The sequence below is a fragment of the Streptomyces sp. H27-C3 genome, from assembly GCF_030063415.1.
Taxonomy (GTDB): Bacteria; Actinomycetota; Actinomycetes; order Streptomycetales; family Streptomycetaceae; genus Streptomyces.
Genome location: NZ_JASITA010000007.1, coordinates 232487 through 242528, shown reverse-complemented (window position 1 = coordinate 242528; position 10042 = coordinate 232487). Strand labels below are relative to the sequence as shown.

Here is a 10042-nt window from a genome sequence, read left to right as displayed (position 1 = left end):
ATCAACATTTGGCGTTGACTTTTGGCACGCTGTTGAGTTCTCAAGGAACGGACGCTTCCTTTGGTCCCTTTTCACGGGGCCCTCCGGGCGCTTCCCTTCGGTATTTCGTGTTTCCGACTCTACCAGATCCGTTTTCCGCTTCGTTTCCGATTCGGATTTTGTTTCCAGTGACCGTTGGAGGGCCTTTGCCTTTCGGCGTGTTCACTACTTTAGCCGATATCCCTTGCGGCTCATAATCGAGCTGCGGGGTCTGAATTCGGGCGCGCCGAAATTCGAACCCGTAAGGGGGAGTCGTAGGTAGTGGTTGGCCGCTTCGGGGTGCTTCGGGTTGCCCGAGGGGCTGTGCCGACAGCAGTGCCCGTGTCAAGCGGCTCGGGCTACGTTAGGCGGCTGCCAGAGTGGAGTCAAGTTGCCCGACGGCGCCGCGTGTGGGCCCTGAAGGGGCTCACGGTGGGGTCCCCGGTGATCCAGAAACGCCAGGGCTGGTGGGCACCGTCGCCGCCGACTCCGGTGCGGGGGCCGTTCTGCACCTGGTCAGGCGCCGCGGGGCTGCCGTGCAGTACAGAGAGGACAGAGTCCGCGCCGCACAGGTCCGTACCGTCGAGCCCGCGGTCGATGTCGAGACCGGTGGCGAGGCGGGCCGGGCCTTTGGCCAGTTCCTTGTCCTTTTGGGCTGAAAGTCGTCGTTTACGGACAAGATCATGGCCTCGCGTCACTTCGCCGGCCCGCAGCAGGACTCCGCTCGCAGTGTCCGGTGGGCCGCAGACCAGGTTGAGGCTGAACCACATGCCGTAGATGAAGTAGACGTACGCATGACCGGGCGGGCCGAACATGGATGCGTTGCGCCGGGTCTTTCCGCGATACGCGTGCGAGCCCGGGTCGCGCGGTCCGTCGTACGCCTCGACCTCGGTGAGGCGCAGCTCGATCGGTCCGTCGTCGGAGTCGCGCACCAGCGTGCGGCCCAGCAGGTCGGGTGCGACCTCAAGGACAGGGCGGTCGAAGAACCCCCGGGCGAGCGGCGTACGGTCTGGATCCGTGATCATGCCCTCCGAGCGTAGTGGAACTCGTCCGCCCGGGTAGGTGGCCGCGAGACATCCGCTTTGCCAGGGTGAGGGCGCGGAACCGGGTGTGCTCGTTTCGCGTTTGTAGGGGTCAGTACCAAAAAATCTGGGGAGAGACATGGGCTTCAAGAAGCTGCTCGCGAGTTTGGGTGCCGGTGGCGCGTCGGTGGAGACGGAGCTCACCGAGGCGAACGTCGTGCCCGGTGGTGTGGTGCAGGGCGAGGTGCGGATCCAGGGTGGATCGGTCGATCAGCAGATCGACGCCCTCTCGGTCGGGCTTCAGGCGCGCGTCGAGGTCGAGGGCAACGACCAGGAGGTCAAGCAAGACATCGAGTTCACCAAGCAGCGGCTCGGTGGCGCCTTCGAGGTGAAGGCCGGGGCCGTGCATGTGGTGCCGTTCGGTCTGGAGATTCCCTGGGAGACGCCCATCACGAGCATCTCCGGCCAGCAGCTGCGCGGGATGAACATCGGGGTGACGACCGAGCTGGAGATCGCGCGGGCCGTGGACTCCGGTGATCTGGACCCGATCAATGTGCACCCGCTGCCGGCGCAGCAGGCCCTTCTGGACGCCTTCGTGGCGCTGGGCTTCCGTTTCAAGAGCGCCGACATGGAGCGCGGTCACATCCGCGGGACGCGTCAGCGGCTGCCGTTCTACCAGGAGATCGAGTTCCTGCCGCCGCAGCAGTACCGCGGGCTGAACCAGGTCGAGCTGACCTTCGTCGCGGACGACCGCGAGATGGACGTCGTACTGGAGATGGACAAGAAGCCGGGGCTGTTCAGCGAGAGCAGTGACTCCTACCGGGCCTTCAAGGTCGGGCTGAACGACTTCCAGGGCACCGACTGGAGTGCGTACCTCAACGAGTGGCTTGCTCAGGTCGGCGGTCGGCGCAACTGGCTCTAGGCTCGGAAGCTGTCAGGCAGAAACGCCGAACCGGAGGTTCAGACGTGTCCGAGGCCAAGAAGGCGCCGCTCCCCCATGACTTCCATCCGCCGGTGCCCTCGTTCGCCGTGGTGAGCGAGGACGTCGCGCAGGGTGCGGTGCTCAAGGACGCTCAGGTCCACGCGGCCGGTAACACGTCGCCGCACTTGCGGTGGGATGGGTTCCCGGCCGGGACCAAGAGCTTCGCCGTGACGTGTTTCGATCCGGACGCGCCGACCGGCAGCGGGTTCTGGCACTGGACTGTCTTCGACATTCCGGCGTCGGTCACCGAGCTGCCGGCCGGGGCGGGCAGCGGGAAGTTCGAGGGACTTCCCGACGGCGCCCTGCAGGCTCGTAACGACTACGGGTCGAAGGACTTCGGCGGGGCCGCCCCGCCGGCCGGCGAGAACCACCGTTATGTCTTCACCGTGTACGCGGTGGACAGCGAGAAGCTCGGGCCGGACGCGGACACCCCGCCCGCCGCGGTCGGGTTCAATCTGCGTTTTCACACCCTCGGGCGTGCCCAGTTGGTCACGTGGTACGAGGCTCCCGCGCAGAGTTGACCGTTCATCCTCTGTTTGCCCGTCCCTGGTCTTGGAAGAGATCAGGGACGGGCATTTTTTTATTACGTTGTCCATCTCGACGCGCCCGTCCAGAGTTGATCCAAGCCCGCCGGGGGTGGGCCGACGCAGGAAGGGTGGGCGAGATGCGGGACACGCTGGTACTGAACGCGAGCTTCGAGCCGCTGTCGACAGTGACACTGAACCGTGCGGTGGTGCTTGTCCTGCAGGACAAGGCCGTCGTCGAGCAGGCCCATCCCGGACTGCTGATGCGAGCGGCCGCCGTGGAGCTTCCGGTGCCGCAGGTGATCAGGCTCTGCCGGTATGTGCGGGTGCCTTTCCGAAGACAGGCGCCGTGGTCGAGACGGGGTGTGCTGATACGGGACCAGCACCGGTGCGCGTACTGCGGGCGGCGGGCGACGACCGTCGACCATGTCGTGCCGCGGTCGCAGGGTGGTGAGGACAGCTGGCTGAACACGGTGGCGTCCTGCGCTCTGGACAACCACCGCAAAGCGGCGCGCACGCCGGAGGAGGCTTCGATGCCGCTGCTGAGGCGGCCGTTCGTGCCGTCGCCCGCGGACGCGATGCTGCTCGCGCTGGGTGCGGGCGAGCGGTCGGCGCTGCCGGGGTGGCTGGCCCAGCCCGCCTAGCGGGTAGTGATGTGGAGAACCGCCTTCGGGGACGAGGGCGGGCTTCCGGGTGTCAGCGCAGCAGGAGCTGGACGATCGCGACGGTGCCCACGACGACGATCAGGGCGCGCAGCGCCGTGGGGGGAAGGCGTCGGCCGACCTTGGCGCCGAGCTGGCCGCCCATGGCGGAGCCGATCGCGATGAGGGCCACCGCCGTCCAGTCGAATTCCGCGGCGAAGAGGAAGAACGTCGCGGCGACGGTGTTGACGATGGCTGCGAGGACGTTCTTGGTGGCGTTGAGGCGCTGCATGGTGTCGGTGAGCAGCATGCCCATCAGGGCGACGTAGATGATGCCCTGGGCCGCGGTGAAGTAGCCGCCGTAGACGCTGGCGAACAGCAGTCCGGTGAACAGGAGCGGGCCGCCGTCCGGGTCGGCGTGCGAGCCGTCGCGTTCACGGCGGCGCTTGACGGCCTTGGTGATGCGGGGCTGGAGGATCACCAGGACCAGGGCGAGCCCGACCAGTATCGGGACGATCGTCTCGAACGCGGTCGGGGGCAGTACGAGGAGCAGCGCGGCTCCGGCGATGCCGCCGATGGCCGAGGCGGTGCCCAGGCGCAGGATGCGGCGGCGCTGGCCGGTGAGTTCCTTGCGGTAGCCGATGGCGCCGCTGATCGAGCCGGGGATCAGGCCGAGGGCGTTGGAGACGGTCGCGGTGACCGGGGGCAGGCCGGTGGCGAGCAGCACCGGGAAGGTGATGAGCGTGCCGGACCCGACGACGGTGTTGATGGCGCCCGCGCCGATGCCCGCGGCGAAGACGGCGAGCATCTCCCAGATCGTCACGCGGCGCCCCCAGTCGGTGATCGGTGCTTGCTGCACCGATCATGCACGACGGCGTACGCATGTCAGTCGATGGGGGGCTCTTCGCGACGCTCCTTGCCGGTGTTGAAGCCGGACGCGCCGCTGCCGAGGTTCCCGAAGGCGCCGCTGAGTCCCTTGAGCGCGTCGCCGATCTCGCTGGGCACGATCCAGAGCTTGTTGGCGTCGCCCTCGGCGAGCTTGGGGAGCATCTGGAGGTACTGGTAGGAGAGGAGCTTCTGGTCCGGGTCGCCCGCGTGGATGGACTCGAAGACCGTGCGGATGGCCTGGGCCTCGCCCTCGGCGCGCAGTGCGGAGGCCTTGGCCTCACCTTCGGCGCGCAGGATCGCGGACTGCTTCTCGCCCTCGGCGGTCAGGATCGCGGACTGCCGGATGCCTTCGGCGGTGAGGATGGCGGCGCGCTTGTCGCGGTCGGCCCGCATCTGCTTCTCCATCGAGTCCTGGATGGAGGTGGGCGGCTCGATCGCCTTGAGCTCGACGCGGTTGACGCGGATGCCCCACTTGCCGGTGGCCTCGTCGAGCACTCCGCGCAGCGCGGCGTTGATCTCCTCGCGGGAGGTGAGGGTCCGCTCCAGGTCCATGCCACCGATGATGTTGCGCAGGGTGGTGACGGTGAGCTGCTCGATCGCCTGGATGTAGCTGGCGACTTCGTAGGTCGCGGCGCGGGCGTCCGTCACCTGGTAGTAGATGACGGTGTCGATGTTCACGACCAGGTTGTCCTGGGTGATGACGGGCTGGGGCGGGAAGGGCACGACCTGTTCGCGCAGGTCGATCCGGTTGCGGATCGAGTCGATGAACGGGACGACGATGTTCAGGCCTGCGTTGAGGGTGCGCGTGTAGCGGCCGAAGCGCTCCACGATGGCGGCGCTCGCCTGCGGGATGACCTGGATCGTCTTGATCAGGGCGATGAAGACCAGCACCACCAGGATGATCAGGACGATGATGACGGATGACATCGCGTTCCCCGTGCCCTTCGTGTTGTGCTGCTCGAGAGTGCGGCCCGGTTGATCTGATGATCCATCTTCCCAGACCGGTGCCTGGTGCGTGGGTGGTTCGGCTCACCTGAGAACCCGCACGAGAACCCATGGGGACTCGCGCAACGGCTCACATGACGACGGCCGTTGCTCCGTCGATCTCTATGACGTCGACCTGCTCGCCCGGTTCGAAGCTCTGGCCGTTGTCCAGTGCCCGTGCCGACCAGATCTCACCGGCGAGCTTGATTCTGCCCCCACCGCTGCCGTCGACCCGTTCCAGGACGACCGCCTGACGGCCCTTCAAGGCGTCGATTCCCGTGGCCAGTTGGGGACGCTCGGTGCGGTGCCGCGCCGCGATGGGCCGTACCACCGCGAGGAGCGCGACCGATACGGCGACAAAGACCAGCACTTGGGCGACCATGCCGCCGCCGACCCCCGCCGTGACGGCGCCGGCGACCGCACCGGCGGACAGCATTGCGAACTCCGGCATCGTGGTCAGGACAAGCGGAATCCCCAGCCCTACCGCGCCGATCAGCCACCACACCCATGCTTCGATTTCCACATGGTCATGGTAGGTGCGCGGGGGTCCTTGCCGACAGTGCGCAGAGCAGGTCAGCTGAGCGGCAGACCCTGGGCCGTCCAGCGGTCGGACCTGCGCTCGACGACGAGCGGGAGGCCGAAGCACAACGAGAGGTTGCGGGAGGTCAGTTCGGTCTCCATGGGGCCCGCGGCGAGAATCTTGCCCTGCCGGATCAGCAGGACGTGGGTGAAGCCGGGGGCGATCTCCTCGACATGGTGCGTGACCATGATCATGGAGGGGGCGTACGGGTCGCGGGCGAGGCGCCCAAGCCGGCGTACGAGGTCCTCGCGGCCGCCGAGGTCGAGTCCGGCGGCGGGCTCGTCGAGGAGCAGCAGTTCGGGGTCGGTCATCATCGCGCGGGCGATCATCGTTCGCTTGCGCTCGCCCTCGGAGAGCGTGCCGAACTTCCGGTCCAGGTAGTCCGTCATGCCGAGGCGGTCGAGGAAGGCGCGGGCGCGCTGCTCGTCGACCTCGTCGTAGTTCTCGTGCCAGGTGGCGGTCATGCCGTACGCGGCGGTGAGCACCGTCTGGAGGACGGTCTGCCGCTTGGGCAGCTTCTCGGCCATGGCGATGCCGGCCATGCCGATGCGGGGCCGGAGGTCGAAGACGTCGGCGCCCGGGGTGCCGAGCTGCTCGCCGAGGATCCGGGCGGTGCCGGTGGACGGGTAGAGATAGCTGGAGGCGAGGTTGAGCAGAGTGGTCTTCCCGGCGCCGTTGGGGCCGAGGATCACCCAGCGCTCGCCTTCCTTGACCGACCAGGAGACGTCGTCCACCAGAGCGCGTCCGTCCCGGACCACGGATACGTCCACCAGCTCCAGTACATCGCTCATGAGCGCGTTGTCTCCCCATGCAGTCTCGAAAATTTTGGGTGTGCCTGTGGGCACAGCTCCCAGGGAAAACCTACGCCACCGGCCGGGCGGTCCGGCCCTTAGGTCCCTCCGGTCGATTCTCTAGGCTGGGCGCATGCTCTCGGAACCACGCTCAGGACGACTGGCCGCATGGGGAAACGCCCTGTTGGCCGGACTTGTTTCGTTGGACGACGCCGCGCTCGGCATCGTCGGGGAGGACACGGTGCACCGGGTGGAGGGTGTGCCCGGTGAGACGCGGCCCGTGGGGCTCACCCTCGCGCTGGGGAGACTGCGGGCGCTGGGCGTGACCGGTTTCCGGGTGGCGCTGCCCGCGCCGGGGCATCCGCTGGGGCTCAGTGGACCGCCGGAGTTCAACGCGCGGGCGCTGGACGCCCAGGAGGCGGTGGTCGCGGTCGGGGCTCCGTACGGCCTGGTGCCGGAGGTGGACGAGGTGGGTCCGGCCGGTGATGTGCGGGTCGAGGTGGTGTGGCACTGCTTGCCGGTACGGGAGGCCCCGCCGGCCGATGTGCCCTCGCTCGGGGAGGCGGAGCGGGAGCTCGCGGAGGGTCTGCGGGACGCCACCGCGGCACTCGCCCGGCTGGATGTGGCGGGATCGGGGCCGTTGGCCGAGGCCGCGATGGACGCGTACCGGGCGCGGGCGGGGCGGACCGGGGTCGGCCGGGACGTGCTGGCCCCCGGGTATCCGCCGCGGGCGGCTCGGGTGCTTGAGCTGGCTCAGCGGGTCGGGCTGCTGATCTCGCTGGCGTACGAGCACGGGCCCGGCGGCGCGGTGAGCGCGTCGCAGATCGCGGCGCGCGGGGAGGCGCTGCGGCCGGTGGAGCGGGTGGCGCGGCGGGCGCAGGTCGCGGCGTACAACGCGTGGGTGGAGGAGCAGGAGCGCGGATAGGCAGCCGCGCCGCCGGTCCACGCGACGGGGAAGGCCCCGCGGTCCTGAGTCCGCGGCGCCTTCGGGAGCAGCGGTGCGGCTGCTCAGACGTTCTGGGAGGCGTTGCCGAAGGCCGGGTTCAGCACGCCGATGACGTTGACGCTGTTGCCCGTGGCGTTGACCGGGACGTGGACCGGTACCTCGGCCAGGTTGCCGGAGATGACGCCCGGGGACTTCGTGGCCGCACCCTCCGCGTGGGCGTCGGCCGACGCGACGCCCGCCGACGCGCCCGCGGCGAGACCGGCGATGGCGAGGCTCAAGGCGGACTTCTTGGGGCTGTTCATGAAAAAGTTCCTTCTGCTGTTACGGGTTCGGGCCGCACGGGGGGTGTGTACAAAGCGACACCGAACCGGCCCCCGAACGGGCCTGGGGGCCGGTGGTCACTGGTCGGCCGCGGCGGTCGGTCAGCGGTTGATGCCGAGGTTCCCGAAGGCCGGGTTGAGGACACCGATGACGTTCACGGTGTTGCCGACCGCGTTCACCGGCACGTGGATCGGCGCCTGGACCAGGTTGCCGGAGGCAACGCCGGGCGAGTGAACGGCCTTGCCGTGGGCGTCCGCACCAGAGGTGGCGGAGGCGGCGCCGGCACCGGCGGCGACCATGCCACCGGCGACCATGGCGATGGCAGCGGCCTTCTGCAGGTTCTTCACTTGAGGTCCTCCTAGCAAATCGCTGCGACCAGCCGCCGCAGCACGCCATGGAGAACGGCCGGGGGCCGATCGGGATGCGCCGTACGGGTGACATACACCCGACGGTATGAATCGTGGATCCGGGTGGGATCGTCGGATTAGCCAGTAACCCCATGTCGGACGGCCCACAGCGCCGCCTGGGTGCGGTCGGACACATCGAGCTTCATCAGAATGTTCGATACATGTGTCTTGACGGTCTTCTCGGAGAGGACCAGCGCGCGGGCGATCTCCCGGTTGGACCTTCCGTCGGCGATCAGTGTCAGCACTTCGCGCTCCCGCTCGGTGAGGGTGCTCCCCCGGCCCGTCCCGCCGTGTGTGTCCTCCTGTGCCAGCAGTGCGTCAGCGACCTCCGGCTGGAGCAGCACATGGCCCGCGTGCACCGAGCGGATGGCGCCGGCCAGCGCGTCCGGGTCCACGTCCTTGTAGACGTATCCCGATGCGCCCGCGCGCAGGGCGGGGACGACGGTCCGCTGCTCGGTGAAGCTGGTCACGATCAGCACCCTGGCGGGATTGGCCAGCTCGCGGAGCTTGCGCAGCGCCTCGATGCCGTCGGTGCCGGGCATTTTGATGTCCATGAGGACGACGTCGGGGCGCAGCTCCTCGGCGCGCGCGACGCCTTCCGCGCCGTCGCCGGCCTCGCCCACCACCTCGATGTCGTCCTGGACCTCCAGGAACGTACGCAGGCCGCGGCGGACGACCTGGTGGTCGTCGACCAGCAGTACGCGGATCGTCTTCTCAGCCACCGGGGACCTCCATTTCGATCGCGGTGCCCTTGCCGGGCGCCGATTCCACGGTGAGTCGCCCGCCGACGCCGTTCGCACGGTCGCGCATCGAGACCAGGCCCAGGTGGCGGCCGGCCCGTCGGACGGTGCCGGTGTCGAAGCCCGAGCCGTCGTCGGTGATCCGCAGCCTGGCGCCCTGGCCGCTCTTCGCGAGTACGACGCCGACCTGGCCCGCGCCGGAGTGGCGCAGCGCGTTGTGCAGGGCCTCCTGGGCGACCCGCAGGAGCGCTTCCTCCTGGGCGGCGGGCAGCGCCCGTACTCCGCGGCTCTCGAAGGTGACCCGGGCGCTGTGTGCCCGGTCGAGGACCTGGATGTGGGTGCGCAGGGTGGCGATGAGGCCGTCCTCGTCGAGGGCGGCGGGGCGCAGCTCGACCACGGCGGCGCGCAGTTCGTCGGCGGCCTCGGCGGCGAGCGCGGCCACCTGCTGGAGCTCGCCCTTGGCGCGGGCCGGGTTGCGGTCGACGAGGGCGGCGGCGGCCTGGGCGGTCAGCCGCAGGGAGAAGAGTTTCTGGCTGACGGCGTCGTGGAGCTCGTGGGCCAGCCGGGAGCGTTCCTCCACGATGGTCAGCTCACGGCTGCGCTCGTACAGACGGGCGTTGGTGAGGGCTATCGCCGCGTGCTGGGCGAGCATCCCGAGCAGTTCCTCGTCCTCCTCGGTGAAGCCGCAGCCGCCGTCGGGTTTGGGGCAGCGCTTGTTGGCGAGGAAGAGCGCGCCGATGACCTCGTCGCCGTCCCGGATCGGCAGGCCCAGGAAGTCGGACATCTCGGGGTGCGCGGCGGGCCAGCCCTCGAAGCGGGGGTCCTTGCGTACGTCCGCGAGGCGCTCGGGTTCGGCGCCGTGCAGCATCGCGGCGAGGATGCCGTGCTGGCGGGGCAGCGGGCCGATGGCCTTCCACTGTTCCTCGCTGATCCCGTCCACCACGAACTGGGCGAAGCCGCCGTGGTCGTCGGGGACGCCCAGGGCCGCGTACTGCGCGTCGAGCAGCTCGCGGGCGGAGGCCACGATCGTCTTGAGTACGTCGCGTACTTCCAGGTGCCGGCTCATGGCGAGCAGGGCGGTGCTCACGGCGGAGAGGCCGGAGCTCGGGGACGGGGTCATGGGCTCACGGTACCGGCGGGAGACACACACCGTATCGGGCCTGCGGCGGCCGTCGCCTGGTCCGCAGGGCGTAGGCCG

Annotated in this window: 13 protein-coding genes; 4 read left to right on the top strand and 9 right to left on the bottom strand. The window is 69.1% G+C overall.

The genetic code is table 11. From position 1 onward, the window contains the following. Positions 1 to 404: 404 nt before the first annotated feature. Positions 405 to 1043 (bottom strand): DNA-3-methyladenine glycosylase, encoded by a 639-nt coding sequence (locus QMK30_RS09645; protein WP_283516786.1) that lies wholly within the window; start codon positions 1041 to 1043, stop codon positions 405 to 407. Between the two features lie 136 nt (positions 1044 to 1179). On the opposite strand from QMK30_RS09645, the gene QMK30_RS09640 reads away from it, so the two are divergent. The 3 genes from QMK30_RS09640 to QMK30_RS09630 all read left to right on the top strand — a co-directional run bounded on the left by QMK30_RS09640 (position 1180) and on the right by QMK30_RS09630 (position 3190). Continuing rightward, positions 1180 to 1962, top strand: a complete 783-nt coding sequence (locus tag QMK30_RS09640) for a sporulation protein (protein ID WP_283516785.1) — start codon at positions 1180 to 1182, stop codon at positions 1960 to 1962. A gap of 44 nt (positions 1963 to 2006) precedes the next feature. Next, positions 2007 to 2543 (top strand): YbhB/YbcL family Raf kinase inhibitor-like protein, encoded by a 537-nt coding sequence (locus QMK30_RS09635; RefSeq protein ID WP_283516784.1) that lies wholly within the window; start codon positions 2007 to 2009, stop codon positions 2541 to 2543. A 143-nt stretch (positions 2544 to 2686) separates the two neighbouring features. Then, positions 2687 to 3190 carry an HNH endonuclease gene (locus QMK30_RS09630; protein WP_283516783.1) on the top strand — a complete coding sequence of 168 codons (504 nt, stop codon included), beginning with the start codon at positions 2687 to 2689 and terminating at the stop codon, positions 3188 to 3190. A gap of 52 nt (positions 3191 to 3242) precedes the next feature. Here the strand turns inward: QMK30_RS09630 and QMK30_RS09625 are convergent, their stop codons facing one another. The 4 genes from QMK30_RS09625 to QMK30_RS09610 all read right to left on the bottom strand — a co-directional run bounded on the left by QMK30_RS09625 (position 3243) and on the right by QMK30_RS09610 (position 6430). Next, positions 3243 to 4010, bottom strand: coding sequence for a sulfite exporter TauE/SafE family protein (locus tag QMK30_RS09625; RefSeq protein ID WP_283516782.1), 768 nt, complete (start codon positions 4008 to 4010; stop codon positions 3243 to 3245). Positions 4011 to 4072: 62 nt separating this feature from the next. After that, positions 4073 to 5002, bottom strand: a complete 930-nt coding sequence (locus QMK30_RS09620) for an SPFH domain-containing protein (protein ID WP_283516781.1) — start codon at positions 5000 to 5002, stop codon at positions 4073 to 4075. Between the two features lie 148 nt (positions 5003 to 5150). Next, a complete protein-coding gene (locus QMK30_RS09615) occupies positions 5151 to 5582 on the bottom strand; it encodes an NfeD family protein (RefSeq protein ID WP_283516780.1) in 432 nt (143 codons plus the stop codon). Positions 5583 to 5632: 50 nt separating this feature from the next. Beyond that, positions 5633 to 6430 (bottom strand): ABC transporter ATP-binding protein, encoded by a 798-nt coding sequence (locus QMK30_RS09610; RefSeq protein WP_283516779.1) that lies wholly within the window; start codon positions 6428 to 6430, stop codon positions 5633 to 5635. Positions 6431 to 6563: 133 nt separating this feature from the next. Here QMK30_RS09610 and QMK30_RS09605 point away from each other — a divergent pair, with 133 nt between their 5' ends. Further along, the gene (locus tag QMK30_RS09605; RefSeq protein WP_283516778.1) at positions 6564 to 7355 is read left to right on the top strand and encodes an Rv1486c family protein; all 792 of its coding nucleotides are present in this window, start codon (positions 6564 to 6566) and stop codon (positions 7353 to 7355) included. Positions 7356 to 7438: 83 nt separating this feature from the next. Here QMK30_RS09605 and QMK30_RS09600 read toward each other — a convergent pair whose 3' ends face one another. The 4 genes from QMK30_RS09600 to QMK30_RS09585 all read right to left on the bottom strand — a co-directional run bounded on the left by QMK30_RS09600 (position 7439) and on the right by QMK30_RS09585 (position 9964). Further along, on the bottom strand, positions 7439 to 7678 hold the full coding sequence (locus tag QMK30_RS09600) for a chaplin (RefSeq protein WP_283516777.1): 240 nt from the start codon (positions 7676 to 7678) through the stop codon (positions 7439 to 7441). Between the two features lie 120 nt (positions 7679 to 7798). Beyond that, positions 7799 to 8044, bottom strand: a complete 246-nt coding sequence (locus QMK30_RS09595; protein ID WP_283516776.1) for a chaplin — start codon at positions 8042 to 8044, stop codon at positions 7799 to 7801. Positions 8045 to 8181: 137 nt separating this feature from the next. After that, positions 8182 to 8826: a response regulator gene (locus QMK30_RS09590; protein ID WP_283516775.1), complete on the bottom strand. Its 645-nt coding sequence runs from the start codon at positions 8824 to 8826 to the stop codon at positions 8182 to 8184. Then, positions 8819 to 9964: a GAF domain-containing sensor histidine kinase gene (locus tag QMK30_RS09585; protein WP_283516774.1), complete on the bottom strand. Its 1146-nt coding sequence runs from the start codon at positions 9962 to 9964 to the stop codon at positions 8819 to 8821. Before QMK30_RS09585 ends, QMK30_RS09590 begins: the two co-directional genes overlap by 8 nt. Positions 9965 to 10042 lie beyond the last annotated feature (78 nt).

Coding starts and splice junctions, on each gene's coding strand:
- QMK30_RS09605 (WP_283516778.1), top strand. CDS start 6,564: ATGCTCTCGGAACCACGCTCAGGACGACTGGCCGCATGGGGAAACGCC.
- QMK30_RS09630 (WP_283516783.1), top strand. CDS start 2,687: ATGCGGGACACGCTGGTACTGAACGCGAGCTTCGAGCCGCTGTCGACA.
- QMK30_RS09645 (WP_283516786.1), bottom strand. CDS start 1,043: ATGATCACGGATCCAGACCGTACGCCGCTCGCCCGGGGGTTCTTCGAC.
- QMK30_RS09620 (WP_283516781.1), bottom strand. CDS start 5,002: ATGTCATCCGTCATCATCGTCCTGATCATCCTGGTGGTGCTGGTCTTC.
- QMK30_RS09585 (WP_283516774.1), bottom strand. CDS start 9,964: ATGACCCCGTCCCCGAGCTCCGGCCTCTCCGCCGTGAGCACCGCCCTG.
- QMK30_RS09600 (WP_283516777.1), bottom strand. CDS start 7,678: ATGAACAGCCCCAAGAAGTCCGCCTTGAGCCTCGCCATCGCCGGTCTC.
- QMK30_RS09640 (WP_283516785.1), top strand. CDS start 1,180: ATGGGCTTCAAGAAGCTGCTCGCGAGTTTGGGTGCCGGTGGCGCGTCG.
- QMK30_RS09610 (WP_283516779.1), bottom strand. CDS start 6,430: ATGAGCGATGTACTGGAGCTGGTGGACGTATCCGTGGTCCGGGACGGA.